Origin of the sequence: Sphingomonas sp. BK235, assembly GCF_004345855.1 — a bacterium.
In the GTDB taxonomy this organism is placed as follows: Bacteria; Pseudomonadota; Alphaproteobacteria; order Sphingomonadales; family Sphingomonadaceae; genus Sphingomonas.
In genome coordinates this window covers 933969-959280 of the sequence record NZ_SLXN01000001.1, presented here as the reverse complement: position 1 = coordinate 959280, position 25312 = coordinate 933969, and the positions used below count along the sequence as shown (strand labels likewise).

Here is a 25312-nt window from a genome sequence, read left to right as displayed (position 1 = left end):
TCAGGCGGCGAAGCGGTGCTGCATCAGCGGCTCCCACGGCCCGCCGCGATACCAGTAGGCGCCGAGCCCCACCACGGATAGCGGCCGCTCGACCGTCTCCGCGCGGAGCCGGTCGAGCAGCGCCTTGGCGGTGGCCGGCGCCACCTTGTTCTGGATCGTGACATGCGCGCGCCAGCCGGCCTGATCCTGCGGCGTCAGCAATCCGTGAAACGCCTCTGCCAGCCGCACGCGGATCGCGGACAAGTCGGGGCTGTCGACGCGATAGGCCACGCCGCGCCCCAATGAGATCACCCCGGCGAGCCGCGCTGCGGGCGCACGCACGCCGCGCGTCTCGGCGAGCAGCCGCTGGCGCAGCTCGGCCGCGCTGCTCGGCGGCAGATGGTGGAACATCGTCAGATGCGCGTCGAGCTGGTTGCGCTCGGCCGGGAAATGCTCCTGTCGCTGCGCGTCGAAGAACGCCTGATCGGCCGGGCCGAACAGCGCAGTGACGATGATCGGGGCGCCGATCTCGCTCAAATCTCGATCTGGCTGCCCAGCTCGACGACGCGGTTGGTCGGCAGCCGGAAAAATTCCATCGCGCTCTCGGCGTTGCGCAGCATCCAGCTGAACAGTTTCTCGCGCCAGATCGCCATCCCCGGCCGGTCCGAGGCGAGCAGCGTCTGCCGGCTGAGGAAGAAGCTGGTGTCCATCATGCGGAACTCGGCGCCGCAACCGTCATAGGAGCGCAGGTGCGCGGGTACGTCGGGCTCCTCCATGAAGCCATAGCGCAGCACCACGCGATGGAAGCCCTGCCCCAGATCCTCGTGGAGGAAGCGGTCCTCCTCGGGAAAATAGGGCATATCGGTCACGCGCACGGTGAGCAAGATGACGCGCTCGTGCAGCACGCGATTATGCTTGAGATTGTGGAGCAAGGCGTGCGGCACGCCCTCCGGCGTCGAGGTCATGAACACCGCGGTGCCGGGCACGCGCGTCGCCGAGGTGGCGGCCGAGTCGATGAAGATCTTGATGGGCATCGCCGCCTCGCGCATCCGCTCGAGCATCAGCTTGCGACCCTGCGACCAGGTGGTGAGTAGCACGAACACGATCACCGCGACCAGCAGCGGGAACCAGCCACCGTCGGGCACCTTGGTCAGGTTGGAGGCGAAATACAGGCCGTCGATCGACAGGAAAGCGATCTCGAACAGCGCGGTCGCCCAGATCGGCCAATGCCAGACGCGGCGGATCAGCACGCCCACCATGCAGGTGGAAATGAACATCGTCCCCGTCACCGCGATGCCATATGCCGCCGCGAGGTTCGAGGATTCGCCGAAGCCGAACACCAGCAGCAGCACCATCACCATCAGCGCCCAGTTGACCGCCGGGATATAGATCTGCCCGGCCTCGGACGCGCTGGTATGGGTGATGCGGATGCGCGGCATCAGGCCGAGTTGCACCGCCTGCTGGACCACGGAATAGGCGCCGGTGATCACCGCCTGGCTCGCGATCACCGTCGCCATGGTGGCGAGGATCACCAGCCACAGCCGCCAGCTCTCGGGCGCCATGAGGAAGAAGGGGTTCTGCGCCGCGCTCGGCTGTTCGAGCAGCAGCGCGCCCTGCCCCAGATAGTTGATCATCAGCGCGGGAAGCACGAAACCGAGCCAGGCGTAGGAGATCGGCTTGCGGCCGAAATGTCCCATGTCGGCGTACAGCGCCTCGGCACCGGTGACCGCAAGCACCACCGAGCCGAGCGCGAGAAAGGCCAGCATCCCGTCATTGGCCGCGAAGCGTACGGCGTAGACGGGGTTGAGCGCGTACAGGATGTCGGGGCGTGCGACGATGTGGATCAGCCCCATCACCGCGAGCACAACGAAATAGACCAGCATGATCGGCCCGAACAGCCGCCCCACTTTCTCCGTCCCGATCGACTGGAGATAGAAGAGCGCGATCAGGATCGTCACCGCGATCGGCAGCACGAACGAGTCGAAGCCTTGCTCCACCGTCGCCAGGCCCTCGACCGCGGACAGCACCGAGATCGCGGGCGTGATCATGCAATCGCCGAAGAACAAGGCGGTCGCAAGCACGCCGAGGATGACGAGGCTCGGCCCCCAGCGCTTGCCCGCACCCGATCGCCGCTGGATCAGCGCCAGCAGCGCGAGACTGCCCCCCTCGCCATTGTTGTCGGCGCGCAGGATGACGAGCACGTATTTGAGCGTGACGATCAGCATCAGTGACCAGAAGACGAGGCTGATCACGCCGTAGATGTGGAGCGGATCGACCGCGAGCGGATGATGCCCGACGAACACTTCCTTGAGCGCGTAGAGCGGGCTGGTGCCGATATCGCCGTAGACGACACCGATCGCGCCGAGCGCGAGCCGCGCGAGACCATCGCCGTTGCCGTGATGGTGTCCCGCCATCGCCTGTGCGCGAACCGCGGGATCGTCGGTGTTCACGCTCATGCGTTGCCGACCGTGCTCAAGGCGTCGCCCGCGTGTCTACCCATGGTGACGGCGCGCCTAGCACGCGCGCTTAGGCCCGGCAACGCGGAACAGATGTCGAACGTGTGGGTTGGTCGCGACGGAAGGACGATCCGATGAGCGATGACACCAATCCGAAGAACCACCCCTTCTCCAATGCCGAGAAGGATCCCGACGACTGGACCACGGGCGACGAGCCGATGACGGGCGCGCAGGCGAGCTATCTCAAGACGCTGAGCGAGGAAGCGGGTGAGACGTTCGACGACACGCTCAGCAAGGCCGACGCGTCGAAGCGGATCGACTCACTCCAGGAACGGACGGGACGCGGGCGCACCGACTGAGAGACGTGAGGGGGTCAGCCCGCGACGTCGGCCCATTCGGCGCGCGGCACCCCCTGCGCCCATAGCAGGGCGGTCAGGTCGCCATGTTCGATGCGCGCGGCCGCCGCGGCGGCGACGATCGGCTTGGCGCGGTAAGCGACGCCCAGCCCTGCCACCTCGATCATCGCGAGATCGTTGGCGCCGTCGCCTACCGCCAGCGTCGCGCTCTCCGCGAGCCCGAGCGCGGCGCGCGTCTCCAGCAGCGTCGTCCGCTTGGTCGCCGCGCCGACGATCGGTCGCGCCACCGTCCCGGTCAGCACGCCGTCCTCCAGCTCGAGCACGTTGGCGATCGCGCGGTCGAAGCCGATCGCGTTCGCCACCGGCTCGGCGAAGCGGGTGAACCCGCCCGACACCAGGACCGCCGTCGCGCCCCACGCGCGCATCGTCTGCACCAGCGCGGTCGCGCCCGGCATCAGCCGCACGCGCTCTTCCAGGCACTCCTGGATCACGCTGCCGCGCAGGCCCTTGAGCAGCCCGACGCGCGCGTCGAGCGCGGCTTCGAAGTCGAGTTCGCCGCGCATCGCGCGCTCGGTGATCGCGGCGATCTGCGGCTTGAGCCCGGCGTAATCGGCCAGCTCGTCGATGCACTCGACCGTGATCATGGTCGAGTCCATGTCCGCCACGAGCAGCATCTTGCGCCGGGTCTCGCGCGGCTGGACCACTACGTCGACGGCATCGAACGCGCCCTCCAGCGCCGCGCGCGCGTCGGCGAGGGCGAGTTCGAAGTGAAGGTCGGCGGCGTCGCCCTCGTCAATCCAGCCGAGCGTCGTCGGCGCGCAGCCCGCCGCGGCGAGCCGCTCCTGCGCCGTGGCGACGATATTGGGCGTCAGCCGCCCGGCTGCTATCAGCGTCGCCGTGAACATGGGTTCTTCCCCTGAGAGCTATCGGAAACCGCGGGTCGCGCTCATCGCAGGGCCGACCGCGAGCGGCAAGAGCGCGCTCGCGATCGACCTCGTCGAGCGCGCCGGCGGCGTGGTGATTAACGCCGACGCCAGCCAGGTCTATCGCGACCTGCGGCTGCTCTCCGCCCGGCCGTCCGAGGCGGACGAGGCGCGCGTGCCGCATCGGCTGTTCGGCTATGTCGACGGCGCGGAGGCCTGCTCGGCCGCACGCTGGGCCGCCGACGCGCGCGCGGCGATCGTGGCGGCGCACGCTGAGAGCCGGCTTCCGGTCCTGGTCGGTGGTACCGGCCTCTACCTGCGCACGCTGCTCGACGGGATCGCGCCGGTGCCCGAGATCGACCCGGCGGTCCGCACGGCGATACGCTCGCTCCCGGTCGCCGAGGCTCACGCCACGCTCGCGCGCGAGGATCCACCCGCCGCGGCGCGACTCGCGCCGGGCGACTCCGCGCGGGTGGCGCGCGCGCTCGAGGTGGTGCGCTCGACCGGCCGCCCGCTCGCCGACTGGCAGCGTGAGCGGACCGGCGGGATCGGCGCGGCGGTCGATCTCAGCGCGCTGGTACTGCTGCCCGAGCGCGAGCGCTTGGTCGCGCGCTGCGACGCCCGCCTGGAGGCGATGTTCGCCGCGGGCGCGATCGACGAGGTGGGTGCGCTGCTCGCGCGCGACGACGTGCCCGACGACGCGCCCGTACGGCGCGCGATCGGCGTCCCCGAGATCGCAGCTCACCTCGGCGGGGCGATCACGCGCGACGAGGCGCTCGCTCGCGCGCAGCTCGCAACCAGGCGCTACGCCAAGCGTCAGTACACGTGGTTCCGCCATCAGCCACCCGCTGACTGGCACCGCAGCGAAAGCGCTACTTTGGAATTTTATTTCTCGAGAGCGTGTTGACGGGCAACTTTCGATGCCGTAGCGCGCCCCGACTTCAACTGAGGAGACGTGACGTGACCACCGAGAAGAGCGGAGCCGATATTCTCGTCGAGGCGCTGTGCGATCTCGGCGTGGAGGTCGTGTTCGGCTATCCGGGCGGCGCCGTCCTGCCGATCTACGATGCGTTGTTCCGCTCGCAGCGGATAAAGCACATCCTCGTGCGCCACGAGCAGGCCGCGACGCATGCCGCCGAGGGCTATGCGCGCTCCACCGGCAAGCCCGGCGTCGTGCTCGTCACGTCCGGCCCGGGCGCGACCAACGCGGTGACTGGTATCACCGACGCGCTGCTCGACTCGATCCCGATGGTGGTGATCACCGGCCAGGTGCCGACCAACCTGATCGGCAGCGACGCCTTCCAGGAAGCGGACACGGTCGGCATCACGCGCCACTGCACCAAGCACAATTACCTGGTGAAGGACCCGGCGCGGCTCGGCCCGGTGATCCACGAGGCGTTCCACATCGCCACCTCGGGCCGCCCCGGCCCAGTCGTGGTCGACATCCCCAAGAACGTGCAGGTCGCCACCGCCGCCTACGGCGCGCCGGGTCCGATCCAGCACAAGACCTACCGCCCCGCGCTCGCGGCCGACCCGGCGCTGATCGAGCAGGTGGTCGACATGCTCGCCGCCGCCGAGCGCCCGGTGTTCTACACCGGCGGCGGGGTCATCAACGCCGGCCCGCGTGCCTCCGAGCTGCTGGTCGAGCTGGCGCATCTCACCGGCGCGCCGGTGACCTCGACGCTGATGGGGCTCGGCGCCTATCCCGCCACCGGTCCGCAGTGGCTCGGCATGCTCGGCATGCACGGCACCTACGAGGCCAACATGGCGATGAACCAGGCCGACCTGGTGGTGAACGTCGGCGCGCGCTTCGACGACCGCGTCACCGGGCGGCTCGACGCCTTCTCGCCCAACAGCCGCAAGGTCCATATCGACATCGACCGATCGAGCATCAACAAGACGGTGCGGATCGATCTCGCGATCGTCGCCGACGCCGGCCACGCGCTCGCCGACATGGTGCGCGTGTGGCGCGAGCGGCAGCACCCGCGTCCGGATCTCGCCGACTGGTGGCAGCGGGTCGAGGCGTGGCGCGCCAAGAAGTCGCTCAGCTTCCCCGAGAGCCGCAGCGAGATCATGCCGCAGCGCGCCGTCCGCGCCTTGTGGGAGGCGACGCACGCGCGCGCCCCGATCATCACCACCGAGGTCGGCCAGCACCAGATGTGGGCGGCGCAGCATTTCGGCTTTGAGGCGCCCAACAAGTGGCTCACCTCGGGCGGGCTCGGCACGATGGGCTACGGCCTGCCCGCGGCGATCGGCGCGCAGCTCGGCAATCCCGACGCGTTGGTGATCGACATCGCCGGCGAAGCCTCGATCCAGATGAACATTCAGGAGCTCGCCACCGCCACGCAATACCGGCTTCCGGTGAAGGTCTTCATCCTCAACAACGAATATATGGGGATGGTACGCCAGTGGCAGGAGCTGACTTATGAGAGCCGCTATTCGGAGAGCTATTCCGACTCGCTGCCCGATTTCGTCAAGCTGGCCGAGGCCTATGGCTGGAAGGGCATTCGCATCGAGCATCCCGACCAGCTCGAGCAGAGCATCGCCGACATGCTCGCGCACGACGGGCCGGTGATGGTCGACTGCATGGTCGCCAAGCTAGCCAATTGCTTCCCGATGATCCCGTCGGGCGCGGCGCACACCGACATGATCCTCCAGGCCAACGAGGTCTCGGGGACGATGGACGACGAGGCCAAGGCGCTGGTGTAGGGCACGTTGTCTAGGCACGGGACGCTCGGCCAGCTTACGATAGGTAATTCTGCGTGACGTCCGTCCTAATCCGTCATCCCGGACCTGTTCCGGGATCCACTCTTCCGCAAGAGCAACGCTGTCGGAGCGCGCGGGCCGGTGGATCCCGGAACAAGTCCGGGATGACGGAAGGGGGCTTGCAGTAATCCTGTCGGGGGATGCGAGTATGGACAAGGCGTCCGCTCCTCGCTCCTGTCCCCGCTTGTCGCCCGTAACACTGGACTTAACCCTCCCCCACCCCTCCCCCGCCGGGACGGAAGTGAGAACGACATGCAGATACGTGAAGAGAAGGCCGAGCGGCACACGCTGGCGGTGATTGTCGACAACGAACCCGGCATCCTCGCGCGGATCGCCGGCCTGTTCACCGCACGCGGCTACAATATCGAGAGCCTCACCGTCAGCGAGATCACGCTCGACAAGGCGGTGAGCCGGATCACGATCGTCACCTCGGCCAGCCCGGCGACGCTCGAGCAGATCGTCGCGCAGCTCGAACGGCTGGTGCCGGTCCACCAGGTCACCGACCTCACCGCGCGCGGCGCGCACGTCGAGCGCGAGCTGGCGCTGGTGAAGGTGGCCGGGAGCGGCGACCATCGCATCGAGGCATTGCGCCTCGCCGAAGTCTATCGCGCCCGCGTCGTCGACGCGACGATCGCCTCGTTCGTGTTCGAGGTGACCGGCACGATCGAGAAGATCGACAAGTTCGTCGAGCTGATGGGCGAGGTCGGTCTGGTCGAGGTGGCGCGCACGGGCATCGTCGCGATCGCGCGCGGCGCCGAGGCGGGATAACGACCGCCACGTCTTTCGTCCTCCCCGCGCGGGCGGGGATCCATCACCACTGGCGTCTGCGGGTCTGAGTTCCCGCCTGCGCGGGAAAAACGAGGGGTTTGAACATGAAGGTCTATTACGATCGCGACGCCGATCTGAACCTGATCACGGGCAAGAAGATCGCGATCCTCGGCTATGGCTCGCAGGGCCACGCGCACGCGCAGAACCTGCGCGACTCGGGCGTGAAGGAGATCGCGATCGCGCTCCGCCCCGGCAGCGCCTCGGCGAAGAAGGCGGAGGACGCCGGTTTCAAGGTGCTCGCCAACAAGGATGCCGCCGCCTGGGCCGACGTGCTGATGATCCTCGCGCCCGACGAGCATCAGGCCGCGATCTGGGAGAGCGACCTCAAGGGCAACATGAGGCCCGGCAGCGCGCTCGCCTTCGCGCACGGGCTCAACGTGCATTTCGGCCTGATCGAGCCGCCCGCGGACATCGACGTGATCATGATCGCCCCCAAGGGGCCTGGCCACACCGTCCGCTCCGAATATGTCCGCGGCGGCGGCGTCCCCTGCCTCATCGCGATCCACCAGGACGCCAGCGGCAACGCGCATGACGTCGCGCTCGCTTATGCCTCGGGCGTGGGCGGCGGCCGCTCGGGCATCATCGAGACCAACTTCCGCGAGGAATGCGAGACCGACCTGTTCGGCGAGCAGGCGGTGCTGTGCGGCGGCGCGACCGCGCTGGTCCAGGCCGGGTTCGAGACGCTGGTCGAGGCAGGCTATGCCCCCGAGATGGCTTATTTCGAGTGCCTCCACGAGCTCAAGCTCATCGTCGACCTGATGTACGAGGGCGGCATCGCCAACATGCGCTACTCGATCTCGAACACCGCCGAATACGGCGACATCAAGACCGGCCCGCGCATCATCACCGACGAGACCAAGAAGGAGATGAAGCGGGTGCTCGCCGACATCCAGTCGGGCCGCTTCGTGCGCGACTTCGTGCTCGACAACCGCGCCGGCCAGCCCGAGCTGAAGGCCAGCCGCAGCGCCGCCAAGCGCCACCAGATCGAGCAGGTCGGCAGCGAGCTGCGCGCGATGATGCCGTGGATCGGCGCCAACAAGCTGGTCGACAAGGAGCGCAACTGACGCGCGGCGCGCGCGCGGCGGATTGAAGCCGCGCGCGCGCTCCTGTAGGCGCGCGCGATGCGGACGGCGACGTACCGAGACTCGTCGTATCGCACGCGCGCCGACACCGGCAGCCGCGCCGTCTCCTGGGCGCTCGCGCTCGGCCTCGCCGCGCTGCTGCTCTACGCGCTGCTGCGCATGGGCGGCGTCGTCACCGGCGACTTCGGCGACCGGCGCCCGCTCAGCACCTTCGACGTCAGCGCGCAGGGCCAGCGCGCCGAGACCGCCGCGACCAAGCGAACCGAGCGCGCGCGCCAGTCGGGCCGTCAGCGCACCGCCCCCGCCGCGCGCGAGCGTCCGGTCGAGCGGCCGGCCGAGACCCCGCCCCCGCCGCTGGCCGAGCTCAAATTGCCCGGCGTGATGATCCTCAACCGTCGCGATTATGCCGCCTCCGACATCGGCAAGATCAAGGGCACCGCGGCGCCGCCCGGCGCCACCGGGATGGACGGCCAGGAGAGCGCGAACGCCGGCGCTGGCGACGACACACCCTCGGTCGGTGCCGGCCCGGGCGGGGAACCATTGTACGCCGCGGAATGGTATCGCGAGCCGACCCATGCCGAGACCGCCCCCTTCCTGCCGCGCGGCCGTTCGGGCTGGGGGATCGTCGCGTGCCGGACCGCGCCGCGCTTCCACGTCGAGGACTGTCGCGAGCTCGGCGAGACGCCGGGATCGGGGATCGCGCGCGGGCTGCGCCGCGCCGCCTGGCAGTTCCTGGTGCGCCCGCCGCGGCGCGGCGGACAGCCGATGATCGGCGCCTGGGTGAGGATCCGCTTCGACGTCACGATCGAGCGGGCGCCGGGCGACCGCCCGCCCGATGCGGGGGAGCCGGGCGAGTAGCGATTGAAATCCTTCGTTTCGCGCAGGCCCCCTATCGCGGACACCGCTTCTATGGTGCAACGGGCGCACCACAGGAGGAAGCATCATGCGTCATCTTCTCGCCGCCGGGCTGGTCGCCACGGTCGCCGTTCCCGCCGCCGCGCAGATCGCCACCGCGCCGGGCCAGCCGGGGCAACCCGCCGCCGCGCGCGTCGCGGCCGGCACCTATCAGGTCGATCCCGCGCACACGCAGGTGACCTGGGAGGTCAACCATCTCGGCTTCTCGATGCTGCAGGGCCAGTTCGGCGCCTCGGGCGGGTCGATCACGATCGATCCGAAGAAGCCCGCCGCGACCAAGGTGGAGGTCAGCTTCGCGATCGACCAGCTCTCAGTGACCTCGGCGCAGTTCGCCAACCACCTCAAGTCGAAAGACTTCTTCGATGCCGCCAGCAATCCGACTGCCCGGTTCGTCTCCACCGCGGTGACGCCGCGCGGGCCGAACAAGGCGGTGCTCGCGGGCAATCTGACGATCAAGGGCATCACCAAGCCGGTGACGCTCGACGTCACCTTCGTCGGCGCGGGCGACAATCCGATGAGCAAGAAGCCCAATTTCGGCTTCGTCGGCACCGGCACGATCAAGCGCACCGACTTCGGCCTCGGCTATGCCGCGCCGGCGGTGTCCGATCAGGTGCGCCTCACCGTCAACGCGGCCTTCACCGGCTGAGCCGCGCGTCGGTGACCGCGCCGGAGCGGCGGGGCGGTCACCGATGAGTCAGAGCGGGTGCGCGTAAACGCGATCGTCGTGCCAGGTCGCCCCGACGAGGAAGCGACGCTCGCCCGCGACGGCGAAGCCATGCTTCTCATAGAAGCGGTGCGCGCGGTGGTTGCCGCCATAGACGCCGAGCAGCACGCGGCCTGCACCCGCGGCCCGTGCATCGGCCAGCGCGCGCGCGATCAGCGCCGCACCCAGCCCGCTGCCATAGAAAGGCGCGAGCGTGTAGATCCGCTTGAGTTCGACGTCGCCCGGCTGAGGTGCGATCGGCAGGTCCGGCGCGGTCAGCAGCGTGTAGCCGATCGGCGCGCCGCCCTGTTCTGTCTCCGCCAGCGTGGCGGTGGCGCCGGCGGCGAGATAACGCGCGAAGGCGTCAGCGCTGCTGTTGCGCGCGACGTGCGCGACGATATCGGCACCGTCGAGCACGCCCGCGAACGCCTCGAGGAAGGTCGCGCCCGCGACCAGCGCGAGCGCATCCGAGTCCTCGGCGCCGGCACGACGCAGTCGCCACGGCGGCGCCGTCATCTCAGCCGACGATCTCTTCCGGCTTGAAGAAATAGGCGATCTCGATCGCGGCATTCTCGTCCGAGTCCGAACCGTGCACCGAGTTCGCCTCGATCGACTCGGCCAGCTCCTTGCGGATCGTGCCCGGCGCGGCGTTCTCGGGGTTGGTCGCGCCCATGATGTCGCGGTTGCGCTGCACCGCGTTCTCGCCCTCGAGCACCTGGACGACCACCGGACCCGAGATCATGAAGCTGACCAGGTCACCGAAGAACGGTCGCTCCTTGTGGACGGCGTAGAAGCCTTCGGCCTGCTCCTTGGTCATCTGGATGCGCTTGGACGCGACGACGCGGAGCCCCGCCTCCTCCAGCATCTTGGTGACGGCGCCGGTCAGGTTGCGACGCGTCGCGTCGGGCTTGATGATCGAGAAAGTACGGTTCGCGGCCATGACGGTCACGGGCTCCTGCTGATAGGAAGGGAAAAGTGGCGCTGCCCTAGGCGGCGGCGCGGCGCGAGGCAAGCGCTAGGCCGCTTGCTCCCAGCGCCCGCTGTCGTTCTGCTTCCAGTAGCGCCGCGTCACGGCGGGACGCTCCGCCAGCGCCTTCCATGCCACGCGCGCGGGCGCGATCTGGTCCTCGGCGAAGAAATGGAACACGCGGTCGAAGTCGAGCGCGTCGTCGCGCCAGGCGCCGTCCACCAGCGCGACGTGACGCGCGCCGTTGGCGGCATCCAGCGTCTGCGCGATCAGCACCGGCTGGCGCTGGTCGTCGTCCCCACCCAACCGCGCGTGCGGCAGGAAGCTGGCGGGCGCGTAGCTCCACAGCAGCCGGTCGAGCGCGGCGCGCTGCTCCTCCTCGGCCGCGACGATCAGCAGCCGCGCGCCGTTCGCCACCACCTTCTCCGCCACCTGCGGCAGCGCGCGCTCGAGCGGCATGCGGGTCAGGTGATAGAAGTCCACCTGCACCGCGCGCTCGCTCGGGTCGCCCGCCGCCGCGCTCATGCCTCGCAGGCGTCCGCGACGAAGCGGTCGAGCACGCGCACGCCATAGCCGGTCGCGCCCTTGGCCCAGGTCGGCCCGTCCTTGTCGGCCCAGACCATGCCCGCGATGTCGAGGTGCGCCCAGGCGACGCCCGCGTCGACGAAGCGCTGGAGGAACTGCGCCGCGGTGATCGAGCCGGCGCCGCGCGGGCCGACGTTCTTCACGTCGGCGATCGGCGAGTCGATCAGCCGGTCATAGGCGTCCGCGAGCGGGAAACGCCACAGCTGGTCGCCCGAGGCGCGTCCGGCGGCGAGCAACGCGTCGGCCAGCGCGTCGTCGTTGCTGAACAGGCCGCCGTACTCATTGCCGAGGCTGACGATCATCGCGCCGGTCAGCGTGGCGAGGTCGACGATCCGCGTTGGCTTGTGCTCGCGCTGCACCCAGGTAAGGCAGTCGCACAGCACCAGCCGCCCTTCCGCGTCGGTATTGATCACCTCGACGGTCTGGCCCGACATGGTGGTGACGACGTCGCCCGGCCGCTGCGCGTTGCCGTCGGGCATGTTCTCGACCAGTCCCATCACGCCGATGACATTCGCCTTGGCGCCGCGCTTGGCCAGCGCGAGCATCGCGCCCGCCACCGCCGCGGCGCCGCCCATGTCCCACTTCATGTCCTCCATGCCGGCGGCGGGCTTGATCGAGATGCCGCCGGTGTCGAAGGTGACGCCCTTGCCGACCAGCGCGGTGAGCGGCGCACCCTCGCCTGCCCCTGCCCAGCGCAGCGCGAGGATGCGTGCGTCGCGCGTCGAGCCCTGGCTGACGCCGAGCAACGCGCCCATGCCGAGCTCGCGCATCTCCGCCTCGGTCAGCACCGTCGCCTCCAGCCCGAGGCCGTCGACCGCGGCGAGCACGCGCTCGACGAAGGTCTCGGGGTAGAGAATGTTCGGGGGCAGCGTCGCGAGCAAGCGCGCCAGCGCGACGCCGTCGGTCACCGCGGCGCGGTCGCGCCATGCTGAGTCGTTGCCGATCACGGTGAGCGCGGCGAGCGTCTGCTTCTGCTTGTCGGAGAGCTTGGTGCGATACTCGTCGAAGCGCCACGCGCGCTGCGCCGCCCCCGCGGCGAAGCGCGCCGCCGCCAGCGGCGCGGCGGCGCTCAGGTCCGCCACCGCGGCCGTGACGCCGCTGGTCAGCAGCCGCGCGGTCAGCGCGCCGCCCGCGCGCTCATAGGCGGCATCGTCGCCCGCGCCGACGCCGAGCAGCAGCACGCGTCGCGGCGCCGTCCCATCGGCGCCCGGAACGAACAGCTCGACGACGCTCCCCGCCTCCCCGTCGAAGCGCTGACCGCTCGCCGCGGCGGCGAGCAGCGCGTCCTGCCCGTCGATCAGGCCGGTGGTGCTCCCGCCCTTCTGCACCGGCAGCGCCAGCACCTCGGTGGTGTCGGGACGTTGGTCGGCGAACGCGATCTTCATGCGATGGTCCTTCTCACTCATCGGCGTTGAATAGGGCCGAGCGCGCGAACTGGCAAAGCGTTGCAGCGGCGCGAGCGCGATGCGATAGGGCGGCGTTGCGCCGCCGCCATCCTGGCCGCGCGCGCGGGGGTGCAACGGGAGCGACGTGACGCGTAACGATCTTCTCGCCGGCGGCGCGCTGTGGCTGCTCGCCGCTGCCCCGGCAGCGGCGCAGACACCCGCGCCGGTCGCTCCTCCCGCCGCATCCTCGCCGCCGGCGGTGGCCGCGGGTGGCGAAGCCGAACAGGTGCAGTTCAGCGCGGGCGCGCTGGAATATGACACGAACGCCGATGTCGTCACCGCCACCGGCGACGTGCGGATGACTCGCGGCGGCGAGCGGCTGCGCGCGGAGCGCGTGGTGTGGAACCGTGAGAGCGGCAAGGTAGTGGCGTCCGGCAACGTCGCGGTCACCAATCCCGAGGGCGACATCGCCTATGGCGACTCGATCGAGCTCACCGACACGCTGCGCGACGGGCTGGTCGACAATCTCCTCGTCGTGCTCGAGCAGGGCGGCCGCCTCGCCGCGGTGCGCGGCACGCGCGGGACGGACGGGATCTACCGGCTCGATCGCGCCGCTTACTCGCCCTGCCCGGTGGTCGATTCGAACAATTGCCCGAAGGAGCCGTCGTGGAAGATCACGGCGGTGAAGGTCACCTATGACGCCAATCGGCAGCGCGTCTCCTACGACGGCGCGCGCTTCCACCTCTTCGGGCTGACCAGCCCACCGCTGCCGCGCTTCAGCCACTCGGTGGCGCAGAGCAACGATACCGGGCTGCTGACCCCGTCGATCGGGCTCACCCGGCTCAACGGTGCCGAGCTGGTGTTGCCGTTCAACTTCGCGCTCGGGCCGAACCGCTCGCTCGTCGTCGCGCCGCACCTGTTCTCCTCCGAGATACCGATGATCGAGGCGCGCTACAGCGCGGTCAACGAGCTCGGCGCCTATTCGATCGCGGGCTATGCCACCAGCAGCCGGCGCAGCGAGGACCTTTCCTCCGGTTTCAGCTCGAGCACCGAGCGCGCCTTCCGCGGCTATGTCGACGGCAAGGGCCGGTTCCAGCTCGACCCGAACTGGAGCCTCTCGGGGTCGCTGCGAGTCGTCACCGACCGCACCTTCCTGCGCCGATACGACATATCGAACGACGACCGGCTGCGCACGACCTTCGCGCTGGAGCGGATCGACGCCGACAGCTATCTCTCGCTTGCCGGCTGGGCGGTGCAGACGTTGCGCGTCGGCGATCGCCAGGGGATGCAGCCGGTGGCGCTGCCCGAGTTCGACTATCGCCGCCGCATCGCCGACCCGCTGCTCGGCGGGCTGTTCCAGATCCAGGTCAACACGCTCGCCGTCGGTCGCAAGGCCGGGCAGGACACGCAGCGCGCCTTCGCCAGCGCGCGCTGGGACTGGCGCGGCATCACCGTCCTGGGGCAGGAGGTGACGCTCACCGCCTTCGCGCGCGGCGATGCCTATAATGCGCAGGATACGGTCGCCACGGCGGTGGACCAATATCGCGGCATGGACGGGTTCCAGACGCGCGCGATCGGCGCCTTGGCCGCGGACGTGCGCTGGCCCTTCGTGGGCGAGCTGTTCGGCGGGCTGCAACGCTTCTCGCCGCGCGTCCAGGTCGTCGCCACGCCGCGCACCCGCAACCTGCAGATCCCCAACGAGGACGCGCGCGCGGTCGATCTGGAGGATTCCAACCTCTTCTCGCTCAATCGCTTCCCCGGCTACGACCGGTGGGAGGATTCGAGCCGGGTGACCTATGGCGCCGACTGGTCGCTCGACCTGCCCGGCATCGCGATCACCAGCAACGTCGGGCAGAGCTACCGCCTCAACACGCGCGCGAGCATCCTGCCCGACGGCACCGGCCTGTCCGACCGCTTCTCCGACATCGTCGGGCGCACCAACGTCCGCGTCGGCGAGTTCGTCACGCTCACCCACCGCTATCGGCTCGACAAGAGCAATCTGGCGGTACGCCGCAACGAACTCGACGCCACGGTGGGATCGCGCCGCACCTATGCCACGGTCGGCTATCTGCGGCTCAACCGCGACATCGACGAGCTGGAGGATCTGCAGGACCGCGAGGAGGTGCGGCTCGGCGGACGCGTCGCTTTCGCGCGCTTCTGGTCGATGTGGGGCTCGGCGGTGGTCGATCTGACCGATCGCGCCGAGGACCCGCTGTCGCAGGCGGACGGCTTCACGCCGATCCGTCACCGTCTCGGAGTCGCATATCAGGATGATTGTCTCGATCTGGGCGTGACCTGGCGTCGCGACTATCGGACGGTCGGCGATGCCCGCCGTGGCGACAGCTATCTGTTGACGCTTTCCTTCAAGAACCTCGGCCGCTAAGCCCCTGTTCAGTTCGCTCCGTGCAACAGGTCGCGTACGTCCGGCCGTGCGGGTCTCGCGGTGGACGCGATCGACGGACGGCGATGCGATAGGGATGTCGAGACACACGTGATGACGAAGACGAGGGGCGTGGCGCTGACCCGCCGGATGCTGGCGGCGCTGCTGATGGTGGGGACCGCCGGGGTCGCCATCGCGCAGACCGCGGCCGATCAGGACGGCCCCGAGCAGGGCGCCGGCGCGGTCGATCCGACCGGGCTCGGCCTGCCCGCCAACCTGCAGGTCTTCGGGAATGTCGACCCGAACATCCGCAAGGCCACCGCGATCGTCAACGAGACGGTGATCACGCGCACCGACGTCGACCAGCGCGTCGCGCTGATCGCCGCGGCGAACAACGTCAAACTGTCCGATCAGGAACGCGAGCGGCTCCAGCTCCAGGTGCTGCGCCAGCTCATCGACGAGACGCTCGAGATCCAGCAGGCCAAGACCGCCGACGTCACGATCACCAAGGATCAGATCGACCAGAGCTTCGCGCGCGTCTCGCGCAACTTCGGCAAGACCCCCGAGCAATTCGCCACCTTCCTGCGCGAGAATGGCTCGTCCGACCGCTCGATCCGCCGCCAGATCGAGGGCGAGCTGGCGTGGAACAAGTATCTCAGCCGCCGCGTCGAACCCTTCGTCAACGTCGGTGACGAAGAGGTGAAGGCGATCCTCGACCGGCTCGAGGCGGCCAAGGGAACCGAAGAGTTCCACCTCAACGAGATCTATCTGTCCGCGACGCCCGATCGCCAGGAACAGGTCTTCACCAACGCGCGCCAGCTGATCGCCGAGATCGGCAAGGGACAGGCGCCGTTCGCCTATTTCGCGCGCAACTTCTCCGAAGCCTCGACCCGCGGCGTCGGCGGCGATCTCGGCTGGGTGCGCACCGCACAGCTGCCCGAGGCGCTGGCGCAGGCGGCGACGACGATGCAGGTCGGTCAGGTCGCCGGCCCGGTGGCGACGCCGGGCGGTTTCTCGATCCTCTATCTGGTCGACAAGCGCCGCGTCGGCAGCGCCGACCCGCGCGACGCGCGGCTCAGCCTCAAGCAGATGACGATCAAATTCCCCGCCAACACGACCCAGACGCAGGCGACCGCGCGCACCTCGGCCTTCGCCGAGGCGATCCAGAAGCTGCAGGGCTGCGGCTCGGTGGCGAAGGTCGCGGCGACGCTCAACGCCGAGGTGGTCGACAATGACGCCATCCGCATCCGCGACCTGCCCCCGCCGCTCCAGACGATCATGGTGTCGCTCCAGGTCGGTCAGGCCACGCCGCCCTTCGGTTCGCCGACCGAGGGCGTGCGCACGCTGGTGCTGTGCGGTCGTGACGAGGCGTCGGGCGGTCAGCTGCCGGGCGCGCAGCAGGTGCAGAGCCAGCTCGAGCAACAGCGCGTCAACCTGCGCGCGCAGCAGGCACTCCGCGATCTGCGCCGCGACGCGGTGATCGAGTATCGCTGAGGACCGCCGCGTGACCCAGCCGATCGTCATCTCGATGGGGGATCCCGCGGGGATCGGGCCGGAGACGATCGCCAAGGCGTGGATGGAACGCGAGGCGCGCGCGCTCCCGCCGTTCGTCGCGGTCGGCGACGGGCGCGCGGTGGCACGCGTATGGGACGGGCCGATCGCGCCGGTGAGCGATCTCGCCGCGGTCGACCGCGTCTTCGACGAGGCCTTGCCCGTGCTCACCGTGCAGGACGCGGGCGAGATCGTGCCGGGCCAGCCCGACGCCGACGGCGCGCGCTGCGCGCTCCACGCATTGGAGCTCGCCGCCGGGCTGGTACGCTCGGGCGCGGGCCGCGCGCTGGTGACCGGGCCGGTGTCCAAGTCGCAACTCTACGGCGTCGGCTTCACGCATCCGGGCCAGACCGAGTTCGTCGCCGAGCGCTGCGGCATCGCGCGCGACAATGCGGTGATGATGCTCGCCGGACCGGGGCTGCGCGTGGTGCCGATCACGACCCATGTCGCGCTCGCCTCGGTGTCGGGGCTGCTGAGCGTCGAGCTGATCGTCGCCAAGGCGCGCGTGACCGCGCGCGGGCTGACGCGCAACTTCGGCATCGCCGCGCCGCGGCTCGCCTTCGCGGGCTTCAACCCGCACGCGGGCGAGGACGGCACGATGGGGCGCGAGGAGATCGACGTGATCCGCCCCGCGATCGAGCAGCTCGTCGCCGAGGGCATCGACGCGCGCGGCCCCTTCCCCGCCGACACGATGTTCCACGCGCGCGCGCGCGATCAGTATGACGCGGCCCTGTGCTGCTACCACGACCAGGCGCTGGTGCCGCTCAAGACGCTCCACTTCGACGATGGCGTCAACATCACGCTGGGGCTGCCGATCGTGCGCACCTCGCCCGATCACGGCACCGCCTTCGGTATCGCCGGTACGGGCGTAGCGCACCCCGGCGCGACGATCGCCGCGATCGCCATGGCGGACGCCGCGGCGCGCCAGCGCGCGCTCTGCGCAGCCGCGGCGTGAGTGACGTGCCCGCGCCGGCGGCGCTGCCGCCGCTGCGCGACGTCATCGCGCGCTACGGCCTCAACGCGTCCAAGGCACTGGGGCAGAACTTCCTGTTCGACTCGCAGCTGCTCGCCCGCATCGCGCGCGTCCCCGGCGATCTCGCCGGCGCCGAGGTGCTCGAGGTCGGCCCCGGTCCGGGCGGGCTGACTCGCGCGCTGCTCGCCGCGGGGGCGCGCGTCACCGCGATCGAGCGCGACCGCCGCTGCATCCCCGCACTGGCCGAACTGGGCGCGGCCTATCCGGGGCGGCTCGAGGTGATCGAGGGCGACGCCACCGCGATCGACGCGCGCGCGCTGTTCACGAGCGCGCCGCACATCGTCTCCAACCTGCCCTATAATGTCGGCACGGCGCTGCTGGTCGGCTGGCTATCGGCGGAGTGGCGACCGTGGTGGCAGTCGCTCACGCTGATGTTCCAGCGCGAGGTGGCGGAGCGGATCGTCGCGCCGGTCGGCGGCGACGCTTATGGTCGGCTCGCGGTGCTGGCGCAGTGGCGCGCGAGCGCGCGGATCGCGATGCCGGTGCACCGCTCGGCCTTCACCCCGCCGCCCAAGGTGATGTCGGCGGTGGTCCATCTCGTGCCGGAGGATGCGCCGGAGGGCGTGCGGCTGGAGACGCTCGAGCGGCTGACCGCGGCGGCGTTCGGGCAGCGGCGCAAGATGCTGCGGCAGAGCCTGCGCGGCGTGCCCGGCGCGATCGAAGCGGCCGAGGCGGAGGGGATCGACCCGACGCGTCGCGCGGAGACGGTCAGCGTCGAGGAGTTCGTCGCGGTGGCGCGGCGGCTGGATGGTGATCGGGGCTGAGCGATGGGCGCGGCGCGCTCGATACCCTGTCCCAAGGCGACGATCCGGCAGCCGACGAAGCGGCGCCAGTAGGCCTTTCCCACCCTTCCGTCATCCCGGACTTGTTCCGGGATCCACTGCTCCGCGGCAGCAACTCTCCGAAAGGTACGCGGCGCGGTGGATCCCGGAACAAGTCCGGGATGACGGGAGAGAGGAAGGGGCAAGTGTCGCTTACGAACGACGCGCCGACCTATCGTTCGAGTGGACGAACCCTGCCCACCGCGCTCAGATGAACTCGATCTTCGACACCACGTAATAGCGATCCCCCGCCGGCACCGCGACCTCGACCTCGTCGTCGACGCTGCGCCCGATCAGCGCGCGGCCGAGCGGCGAGTTGTAGCTGATGCGGCCGGTCTTGGCGTCGGCCTCGGTCTGGCCGACGATCTGATAGCGCACCGGCTTGTCGTCCTCGTCGATCAGCGTGACCGTGGCGCCGAACACGATCTTGTCGCCCGACAGGTCGCGCGGGTCGATGATCTGCGCGCGGCTGAGCTTGTCCTCGATGTCGGCGATCGACGCCTCGATCTGGCCCTGCCGCTCCTTGGCAGCGTGATATTCGGCGTTCTCGGAGAGGTCGCCGTGCGCGCGGGCTTCCTCGATCGCGTCGACGATCTGCGGCCGCTCGGTCTTGAGGCGCTTGAGATCAGCGTTCAGCTTCTCATAGCCCTCCTGCAGCATCGGCATCTTCTCGACCGTCGCCATCGTCTATCCTTCGAATAACACCCCCCGAGCGGCCGCGTCGTCGCGACCACCCGCACCATCCGGATTGTCTGGGGATCAGTTGTGCGGCTGCGAATAATAGGCCTGCAGCGGACGCACTTCAAGCTTGCCCCCGGAATTGCCCGCCACACCGGCGCGGATCGCCGCCGCGGCCTGCACCGCCGCCGAGGCGGTGGTGAAATAGGGGATCTTGCCGTTGACCGCCGAGGCGCGGATCGGCTGCGAGTCCTTGAGGCTCTGCCACCCTTCGGTGGTGTTGAAGATCAAGTCGATCTTGCCGTCCTTGATGCGGTCGACGATGTGCGGCCGCCCCTGCGCCACCTTGTTGATCCGCTCGACCGGTAGCCCGGCGCGCTCGAGATGATCGGCGGTGCCCGCGGTGGCGACGATCGCGAAGCCGGCCTCGACCAAGGCGCGCACCGCCGGCACGATCGCCTCCTTGTCACCCTGCTTCACGCTGACGAACACCGCGCCGCCGCTCGGCAGCACCGTCCCCGCGCCGAGCTGTGACTTGGCGAAGGCGGTGGTGAAGTCGCGGTCGATCCCCATCACCTCGCCCGTGCTCTTCATCTCGGGCGACAGCACCGGATCGATCCCGGGGAAGCGGCTGAACGGGAACACCGCCTCCTTCACCGCGAAATAGTCGATGTCGCGGTCGATCGCGGGCAGATCGGCGAGCTTCTCGCCCGCCATCACGCGCGCCGCGATCTTGGCGATCGGCGCGCCGATCGCCTTGGCGACGAACGGCACCGTCCGGCTGGCGCGCGGGTTGACCTCGATGAGGTAGACCAGCCCATCCTTCACCGCGAACTGGATGTTCATCAGCCCGCGCACCGACAGGCCGTTGGCCAGCGCCTCGGCCTGGCGCTCGATCTCGGCGACGATCTCGGGCGCGAGCGAATAGGGCGGGATCGAGCAGGCGCTGTCGCCCGAATGGACCCCCGCCTCCTCGATATGCTGGAGCACGCCGGCGACCACCACCTGATCGCCGTCGCAGATCGCGTCGACGTCGACCTCGACCGCGTCGCGCAGATATTGGTCGATCAAAACTGGAGCATCGCCAGACACTTGCACCGCGGTCTGGATATAATCCTCGAGCTGCTGGTCGCTGTCGACGATCTCCATCGCGCGCCCGCCGAGCACGTAGCTCGGCCGCATCAGCACCGGATAGCCGATGCGGTTGGCGACGTTGAGCGCTTCCTCGCGGCTGCGCGCGATGCCGTTGGCGGGCTGGAGCAGCTTGAGCCGGTTGACCAGAGCGGCGAAGCGCTCGCGGTCCTCGGCGAGATCGATCGCGTCGGGCGAGGTGCCGAGGATCGGGATGCCCGCCTGCTCCAGCGCGCGCGCGAGGTTGAGCGGGGTCTGGCCGCCGAACTGGACGATCACGCCGACCAGTTCGCCCGACTGCTGCTCGACGTGGAGGATCTCGAGCACGTCCTCGGCGGTGAGCGGCTCGAAATAGAGCCGGTCCGAGGTGTCATAGTCGGTGCTCACCGTCTCCGGGTTGCAGTTGACCATGATCGTCTCATAGCCCTGGTCCGCCAGCGCGAAGCAGGCGTGGCAGCAGCAATAGTCGAACTCGATCCCCTGCCCGATCCGGTTCGGGCCGCCGCCCAGGATCACGATCTTGCGCCGGTCGCTCGGCTGCGCCTCGTTCTCGGGCTCGCCGAACATCGGCGCCTCGTAGGTCGAGTACATGTACGGCGTCTTGGCCTCGAACTCCGCAGCGCAGGTGTCGATGCGCTTGAAGACCGGGCGCACGCCGAGCTTGACGCGGTGCTGGCGCACCTCCTCCTCGGTGACGCCGCCGGTCATCGCCTTGACCGCCTCGTGGATCAGCCCCGAGCCGCGCGCGATGCCGCGCTCCATGCCGCGCAGATTGGCCGACTGGAGCGCGAGCCAGGCGAGCCTTTTGTCGGAGAAGCCCATTGCCTTCAGTTGGCGCATGCCGGGCGCGTCGATCGGCAGGCCGTTCGCCATCACTTCGCCCTCGGCGGCGACGATCTCGGCGATCCGCTCGAGGAACCAGGGGTCGTATTTGGCGATGGCGTGGACCTCGGCGACGGTGAAGCCTTCCCGAAGCGCCTGCGCCGCCACCAGCAGCCGGTCGGGCGTCGGCGCGGCCAGCGCGGCCTCGATCTCGGCGCGCGGCGCGCCGGCGAGCCGCTCGACCTGGTTGAAGCCCGACAGGCCGGTCTCTAGCCCGCGCAGCGCCTTCTGCATCGACTCATGGATGTTGCGCCCGATCGCCATCACCTCGCCGACCGACTTCATCGCGGTGCCCAGCGTCGCCTGCGCGCCCTTGAACTTCTCGAAGGCGAAGCGCGGGATCTTGGTGACGACATAGTCGATCGTCGGTTCGAACGAGGCCGGGGTAGCGCCGGTGATGTCGTTCTCGATCTCGTCGAGCGTGTAGCCCACCGCCAGCTTGGCGGCGACCTTGGCGATCGGGAAGCCGGTCGCCTTGCTCGCCAGCGCCGAGGAGCGCGACACGCGCGGGTTCATCTCGATGACGATGAGCCGCCCGTCCTTGGGGTTGACCGCGAACTGGACGTTGGAGCCGCCGGTCTCGACGCCGATCTCGCGCAGCACCGCGATGCTGGCGTTGCGCATGATCTGATATTCCTTGTCGGTCAGCGTCAGCGCCGGCGCGACGGTGATGGAATCGCCGGTGTGGACGCCCATCGGATCGATGTTCTCGATCGAGCAGATGATGATGCAATTGTCCGCGCGGTCGCGGACCACCTCCATCTCATATTCCTTCCAGCCGAGCAGCGATTCCTCGATCAGCACCTCGGTGGTGGGCGAGGCGTCGAGCCCCTTGCGGACGATCTCGAGGAACTCCTCGCGGTTATAGGCGACGCCGCCGCCCGTGCCGCCGAGCGTGAAGCTGGGGCGGATGATCGCGGGCAGTCCGACCTTGTCGAGTCCCGCCAGCGCCTCGGCCTCAGTGTGGGCGATATGGCTGCGCGCGCTCTCCAGCCCGATCTTGTCCATCGCGTCGCGGAACTTGAGCCGGTCCTCGGCCTTGTCGATCGCCTCGGCGTCGGCGCCGATCATCTGGACGCCGTATTTCTCCAGCGTGCCGTCGCGGAACAGCGCCAGCGCGGTGTTGAGCGCAGTCTGTCCGCCCATGGTCGGGAGCACCGCGTCGGGGCGCTCCTTGGCGATGATGGTGGCGACCACCTCGGGGGTGATCGGCTCGACATAGGTGGCGTCAGCCAGCTCGGGGTCGGTCATGATCGTCGCCGGGTTCGAATTGACCAGGACGATGCGATAGCCCTCTTCCTTGAGCGCCTTGATCGCCTGCGTGCCGGAATAGTCGAACTCGCACGCCTGGCCGATGATGATCGGCCCCGCGCCGATGACGAGGATCGAGGAGATGTCGGTGCGTTTGGGCATTACTCAGCTCTATCGCGATATGATAGGAACGGGCCAGCAACGGAGCGCCGGCGGCGATGGAACGGTTCACGGTGGAGATCGGCGACGAGGCCACGCGCGCCTTGCGTGACCGTGCCGAGAGCCATGGCCGCTCGGTCGAGGAAGAGATCGGCGGGCTGGTCCAGCGCAGCGCGGCCAAGCGGACCGACGACGATTGGGTCAGCGAGTTGATCGCCATGACCCGTCCCGGCGTCGAGATCGACTGGCCGGCGCGGACGATCGAGCAGCGCAGCGTGCCGTTCCTCTACGATGATTTTGATTGATACCAACGTCTTCAGCGAACTCGCGCGCCCCATTCCGGCTCTGCGGGTGGTGGACTGGCTGTTCGAGCACCGACGCAGGACCTTGCTGTCCACGGTCGTAGTGGCCGAGATCACCGCCGGCATCTGCACGACGCGCGGTCGCGCCAAACGCGAGCTCCTCGCCGCTTGGCTCGAGCGATTGATCGAGACACATGTCGCGCGGCTCGTGCCGTTCGACATTGCCGCGGCACGCCGCTGGGGCGAGATGACGGGCGCGATGATCGTCACCGACCTCCGCGCGCGATACCCGGACAGCCTGCTCGCGGCGCAGGCTCTGTCGCTCGGCGTCCCACTGGCGACACGCAACACGTCGGACTTCGTGATGATGGGCGTCTCGCTCATCAATCCGTGGGATCCTTGAGCGGCGTCAACGCTCCCACGAAGCGCTCAAACAAATACAGGCTGTCCTGCGGCCCCGGGCTCGCCTCGGGGTGATATTGCACGCTGAACGCGGGCCGGTCGGTCAGCTCGAGCCCGGCGTTGCTGCCGTCGAACAGCGAGACGTGCGTCTCGCGCGCGTTGGCGGGCAGCGTCGCGCGCTCGACCGCGAAGCCGTGGTTCATGCTGGTGATCTCGACCGCGCCGTCGCTCAGCCGCTTGACCGGGTGGTTGGCGCCGCGGTGCCCCTGGAACATCTTGGTCGTACGCGCCCCCACCGCCAGCGCGAGCAGCTGATGGCCGAGGCAGATGCCGAACAGCGGCTTGCCGGTGTCGAGCAGCTGACGGATCACCGGCACGGCGTATTCGCCCGTGGCGGCGGGGTCGCCGGGGCCGTTGGAGAGGAAGATGCCGTCGGGCGCGAGCGCCATGATCTCGTCGAAGGTCGCGGTCGCGGGCACCACCGACACCTTCGCCCCGGCCTGAACCAAGTTGCGGAAGATGTTGAACTTGCTGCCGTAATCCACCGCGACCACGTGCGGTCGCGCGCCCTCGCCGGCGCCGTCATAGCCGAAGCCGAGCCGCCAGATGCCGCCCTCCCAGCTACCGTGCGTCTCGCGCGTGACGTCCTTGGCGAGGTCCATGCCCTCCAGCCCGGGCCAGCCGCGCGCCAGCTTGAGCAGCAGGTCGAGGTCGAACTGCCCGTCGGGCGCATGCGCCACCACGCCGGTCGGCGCCCCGCCGCCGCGGATGCGCCGCGTCAGCGCGCGCGTGTCCACCCCCGCCAGCCCGATCCGCGCATGCCGCTCCATCCAGCCGTCTAGATTCTCCATCGCGCGGAAGTTGCTCGGCGCGGTCGGGTCCTCGCGCACGATCATGCCGAGCGCGTGCGGGTTGTCGGCCTCGACGTCGTCCGGGTTGGCCCCGACATTGCCGATATGCGGGAAGGTGAAGGTGATGATCTGACCGGCGAAGCTCGGGTCGGTCATGATCTCCTGGTAACCCGTCATGGCGGTGTGGAAGCACACTTCGCCCACCGCCTGGCCGGTCGCGCCGAAGCCGCGGCCCCACGCCACCTCGCCGCTGGCGAGGACGAGGACACCCGTCGCTCCATCCGGTCTGGGCGCGTGCGGAAACGTGGCGTCGGCCATGGCAGGCGGGCACTCCTTGTGTGGGTCGGCAATGTCGCTAAGCCCCGCCCGCTAGAGACGCGCGCCGGACGCGTCAATCGGTTAAGGACACGGGTATGATTCGGGACGACATCAAGGCCGCGCAGATCGCGGCGATGAAGGCGGGCGACAAGGAGGCGCGCGCCACCATCGGGCTGATCCAGGCGGCGGTGAAGAATCGTGACATCGAGCTGCGCACCGGCGCGGCGCCGGCGGACGACGACGCGGTCGTGGTCGAGGTGCTGCAGAAGATGGTGAAACAGCGCCGCGAGTCGATCGCGATGTACGAGCAGGGCGGCCGCCCCGAGCTGGCCGCGGCCGAGCAGGCCGAGGTGGCGGTGATCGAGCGCTTCCTGCCGCAGCAGATGAGCGAGGAGGAGACCCGCGCCGCGATCGAGTCGATCAAGGCCGAGCTGGGCGCTGGCGGCATGAAGGACATGGGCCGGGTGATGGCCGAGCTGAAGGCGCGTCACGCCAGCACGCTCGACATGAGCAAGGCGAGCGCGCTGGTGAAGGCGGCGCTGGCGGGGTGAGACCGGGGGCCGGGTGAGGCTTCGCGCGGGGGCGCGGGGAGGCGCAGTGGTTCGAGC

Annotated in this window: 24 protein-coding genes; 14 read left to right on the top strand and 10 right to left on the bottom strand. The window is 69.4% G+C overall.

Features of this window, described 5'->3' with window-relative positions; all coding sequences use genetic code 11:
- Positions 1-516 (bottom strand): 2'-5' RNA ligase family protein, encoded by a 516-nt coding sequence (locus EV292_RS04415; RefSeq protein ID WP_132907917.1) that lies wholly within the window; start codon positions 514-516, stop codon positions 1-3.
- Entirely contained in the window at positions 513-2435 is a 1923-nt protein-coding gene (locus EV292_RS04410; protein WP_132907916.1) for a potassium transporter Kup, read from the bottom strand. Before EV292_RS04410 ends, EV292_RS04415 begins: the two co-directional genes overlap by 4 nt.
- 134 nt (positions 2436-2569) lie before the next feature.
- Here EV292_RS04410 and EV292_RS04405 point away from each other — a divergent pair, with 134 nt between their 5' ends.
- Positions 2570-2794: a DUF3072 domain-containing protein gene (locus EV292_RS04405; protein WP_132907915.1), complete on the top strand. Its 225-nt coding sequence runs from the start codon at positions 2570-2572 to the stop codon at positions 2792-2794.
- A 14-nt stretch (positions 2795-2808) separates the two neighbouring features.
- Here the strand turns inward: EV292_RS04405 and serB are convergent, their stop codons facing one another.
- On the bottom strand, positions 2809-3696 hold the full coding sequence (serB, locus tag EV292_RS04400) for a phosphoserine phosphatase SerB (protein WP_132907914.1): 888 nt from the start codon (positions 3694-3696) through the stop codon (positions 2809-2811).
- Here serB and miaA point away from each other — a divergent pair.
- The 6 genes from miaA to EV292_RS04370 all read left to right on the top strand — a co-directional run bounded on the left by miaA (position 3695) and on the right by EV292_RS04370 (position 9951).
- Complete coding sequence (gene miaA / locus EV292_RS04395; RefSeq protein WP_132907913.1) at positions 3695-4621, top strand: tRNA (adenosine(37)-N6)-dimethylallyltransferase MiaA; 927 nt, start codon at positions 3695-3697, stop codon at positions 4619-4621. The genes serB and miaA overlap by 2 nt on opposite strands.
- A 53-nt stretch (positions 4622-4674) precedes the next feature.
- Positions 4675-6423, top strand: a complete 1749-nt coding sequence (locus EV292_RS04390; protein ID WP_132907912.1) for an acetolactate synthase 3 large subunit — start codon at positions 4675-4677, stop codon at positions 6421-6423.
- Positions 6424-6732: 309 nt separating this feature from the next.
- The gene (gene ilvN, locus EV292_RS04385; protein ID WP_132907911.1) at positions 6733-7248 is read left to right on the top strand and encodes an acetolactate synthase small subunit; all 516 of its coding nucleotides are present in this window, start codon (positions 6733-6735) and stop codon (positions 7246-7248) included.
- A 104-nt stretch (positions 7249-7352) separates the two neighbouring features.
- Positions 7353-8372 (top strand): ketol-acid reductoisomerase, encoded by a 1020-nt coding sequence (gene ilvC, locus EV292_RS04380; protein WP_132907910.1) that lies wholly within the window; start codon positions 7353-7355, stop codon positions 8370-8372.
- 57 nt (positions 8373-8429) lie between these two features.
- Positions 8430-9248: a hypothetical protein gene (locus tag EV292_RS04375; RefSeq protein ID WP_132907909.1), complete on the top strand. Its 819-nt coding sequence runs from the start codon at positions 8430-8432 to the stop codon at positions 9246-9248.
- 85 nt (positions 9249-9333) lie between these two features.
- The gene (locus EV292_RS04370) at positions 9334-9951 is read left to right on the top strand and encodes a YceI family protein (RefSeq protein ID WP_132907908.1); all 618 of its coding nucleotides are present in this window, start codon (positions 9334-9336) and stop codon (positions 9949-9951) included.
- A gap of 48 nt (positions 9952-9999) precedes the next feature.
- Here EV292_RS04370 and EV292_RS04365 read toward each other — a convergent pair whose 3' ends face one another.
- The 4 genes from EV292_RS04365 to EV292_RS04350 all read right to left on the bottom strand — a co-directional run bounded on the left by EV292_RS04365 (position 10000) and on the right by EV292_RS04350 (position 12945).
- Positions 10000-10524 (bottom strand): GNAT family N-acetyltransferase, encoded by a 525-nt coding sequence (locus EV292_RS04365; RefSeq protein WP_132907907.1) that lies wholly within the window; start codon positions 10522-10524, stop codon positions 10000-10002.
- A gap of 1 nt (position 10525) precedes the next feature.
- Positions 10526-10948 (bottom strand): nucleoside-diphosphate kinase, encoded by a 423-nt coding sequence (ndk, locus tag EV292_RS04360; protein ID WP_132907906.1) that lies wholly within the window; start codon positions 10946-10948, stop codon positions 10526-10528.
- A 75-nt stretch (positions 10949-11023) separates the two neighbouring features.
- Positions 11024-11464, bottom strand: a complete 441-nt coding sequence (locus EV292_RS04355) for a DNA polymerase III subunit chi (RefSeq protein WP_132908189.1) — start codon at positions 11462-11464, stop codon at positions 11024-11026.
- Between the two features lie 32 nt (positions 11465-11496).
- Positions 11497-12945 carry a leucyl aminopeptidase gene (locus tag EV292_RS04350; protein ID WP_132907905.1) on the bottom strand — a complete coding sequence of 483 codons (1449 nt, stop codon included), beginning with the start codon at positions 12943-12945 and terminating at the stop codon, positions 11497-11499.
- Between the two features lie 145 nt (positions 12946-13090).
- On the opposite strand from EV292_RS04350, the gene lptD reads away from it, so the two are divergent.
- The 4 genes from lptD to rsmA all read left to right on the top strand — a co-directional run bounded on the left by lptD (position 13091) and on the right by rsmA (position 18673).
- Positions 13091-15328, top strand: a complete 2238-nt coding sequence (gene lptD / locus EV292_RS04345; protein WP_132907904.1) for an LPS assembly protein LptD — start codon at positions 13091-13093, stop codon at positions 15326-15328.
- Between the two features lie 111 nt (positions 15329-15439).
- Positions 15440-16819: a peptidylprolyl isomerase gene (locus EV292_RS04340; protein ID WP_132907903.1), complete on the top strand. Its 1380-nt coding sequence runs from the start codon at positions 15440-15442 to the stop codon at positions 16817-16819.
- Between the two features lie 10 nt (positions 16820-16829).
- Positions 16830-17831, top strand: a complete 1002-nt coding sequence (gene pdxA / locus EV292_RS04335) for a 4-hydroxythreonine-4-phosphate dehydrogenase PdxA (protein WP_132907902.1) — start codon at positions 16830-16832, stop codon at positions 17829-17831.
- Between the two features lie 5 nt (positions 17832-17836).
- Positions 17837-18673, top strand: coding sequence for a 16S rRNA (adenine(1518)-N(6)/adenine(1519)-N(6))-dimethyltransferase RsmA (gene rsmA, locus EV292_RS04330; protein WP_243693630.1), 837 nt, complete (start codon positions 17837-17839; stop codon positions 18671-18673).
- Between the two features lie 264 nt (positions 18674-18937).
- Here the strand turns inward: rsmA and greA are convergent, their stop codons facing one another.
- A complete protein-coding gene (gene greA, locus EV292_RS04325) occupies positions 18938-19414 on the bottom strand; it encodes a transcription elongation factor GreA (RefSeq protein ID WP_132907901.1) in 477 nt (158 codons plus the stop codon).
- 75 nt (positions 19415-19489) lie between these two features.
- A complete protein-coding gene (gene carB / locus EV292_RS04320; protein ID WP_132907900.1) occupies positions 19490-22834 on the bottom strand; it encodes a carbamoyl-phosphate synthase large subunit in 3345 nt (1114 codons plus the stop codon).
- A gap of 56 nt (positions 22835-22890) precedes the next feature.
- Here carB and EV292_RS04315 point away from each other — a divergent pair, with 56 nt between their 5' ends.
- Both EV292_RS04315 and EV292_RS04310 read left to right on the top strand, forming a co-directional pair.
- A complete protein-coding gene (locus tag EV292_RS04315) occupies positions 22891-23136 on the top strand; it encodes an Arc family DNA-binding protein (protein WP_132907899.1) in 246 nt (81 codons plus the stop codon).
- The gene (locus EV292_RS04310; RefSeq protein WP_165927008.1) at positions 23129-23536 is read left to right on the top strand and encodes a PIN domain-containing protein; all 408 of its coding nucleotides are present in this window, start codon (positions 23129-23131) and stop codon (positions 23534-23536) included. The genes EV292_RS04315 and EV292_RS04310 overlap by 8 nt, the downstream gene beginning before the upstream one ends.
- On the opposite strand, the gene carA is transcribed toward EV292_RS04310, so the two are convergent.
- The gene (carA, locus tag EV292_RS04305) at positions 23517-24704 is read right to left on the bottom strand and encodes a glutamine-hydrolyzing carbamoyl-phosphate synthase small subunit (RefSeq protein WP_132907897.1); all 1188 of its coding nucleotides are present in this window, start codon (positions 24702-24704) and stop codon (positions 23517-23519) included. The two genes, EV292_RS04310 and carA, sit on opposite strands and share 20 nt — an antisense overlap.
- 95 nt (positions 24705-24799) lie before the next feature.
- On the opposite strand from carA, the gene EV292_RS04300 reads away from it, so the two are divergent.
- Entirely contained in the window at positions 24800-25255 is a 456-nt protein-coding gene (locus tag EV292_RS04300; RefSeq protein ID WP_132907896.1) for a GatB/YqeY domain-containing protein, read from the top strand.
- The last annotated feature ends 57 nt before the right edge of the window (positions 25256-25312 follow it).

What these genes read in the sequence shown, in the direction of transcription:
- EV292_RS04410 (WP_132907916.1), bottom strand. Translation starts at nt 2,435, where the DNA reads ATGAGCGTGAACACCGACGATCCCGCGGTTCGCGCACAGGCGATGGCG.
- EV292_RS04405 (WP_132907915.1), top strand. Translation starts at nt 2,570, where the DNA reads ATGAGCGATGACACCAATCCGAAGAACCACCCCTTCTCCAATGCCGAG.
- miaA (WP_132907913.1), top strand. Translation starts at nt 3,695, where the DNA reads ATGGGTTCTTCCCCTGAGAGCTATCGGAAACCGCGGGTCGCGCTCATC.
- serB (WP_132907914.1), bottom strand. Translation starts at nt 3,696, where the DNA reads ATGTTCACGGCGACGCTGATAGCAGCCGGGCGGCTGACGCCCAATATC.
- ilvN (WP_132907911.1), top strand. Translation starts at nt 6,733, where the DNA reads ATGCAGATACGTGAAGAGAAGGCCGAGCGGCACACGCTGGCGGTGATT.
- ilvC (WP_132907910.1), top strand. Translation starts at nt 7,353, where the DNA reads ATGAAGGTCTATTACGATCGCGACGCCGATCTGAACCTGATCACGGGC.
- EV292_RS04375 (WP_132907909.1), top strand. Translation starts at nt 8,430, where the DNA reads ATGCGGACGGCGACGTACCGAGACTCGTCGTATCGCACGCGCGCCGAC.
- EV292_RS04370 (WP_132907908.1), top strand. Translation starts at nt 9,334, where the DNA reads ATGCGTCATCTTCTCGCCGCCGGGCTGGTCGCCACGGTCGCCGTTCCC.
- EV292_RS04365 (WP_132907907.1), bottom strand. Translation starts at nt 10,524, where the DNA reads ATGACGGCGCCGCCGTGGCGACTGCGTCGTGCCGGCGCCGAGGACTCG.
- ndk (WP_132907906.1), bottom strand. Translation starts at nt 10,948, where the DNA reads ATGGCCGCGAACCGTACTTTCTCGATCATCAAGCCCGACGCGACGCGT.
- EV292_RS04350 (WP_132907905.1), bottom strand. Translation starts at nt 12,945, where the DNA reads ATGAAGATCGCGTTCGCCGACCAACGTCCCGACACCACCGAGGTGCTG.
- EV292_RS04340 (WP_132907903.1), top strand. Translation starts at nt 15,440, where the DNA reads ATGACGAAGACGAGGGGCGTGGCGCTGACCCGCCGGATGCTGGCGGCG.
- greA (WP_132907901.1), bottom strand. Translation starts at nt 19,414, where the DNA reads ATGGCGACGGTCGAGAAGATGCCGATGCTGCAGGAGGGCTATGAGAAG.
- carB (WP_132907900.1), bottom strand. Translation starts at nt 22,834, where the DNA reads ATGCCCAAACGCACCGACATCTCCTCGATCCTCGTCATCGGCGCGGGG.
- EV292_RS04315 (WP_132907899.1), top strand. Translation starts at nt 22,891, where the DNA reads ATGGAACGGTTCACGGTGGAGATCGGCGACGAGGCCACGCGCGCCTTG.
- carA (WP_132907897.1), bottom strand. Translation starts at nt 24,704, where the DNA reads ATGGCCGACGCCACGTTTCCGCACGCGCCCAGACCGGATGGAGCGACG.
- EV292_RS04300 (WP_132907896.1), top strand. Translation starts at nt 24,800, where the DNA reads ATGATTCGGGACGACATCAAGGCCGCGCAGATCGCGGCGATGAAGGCG.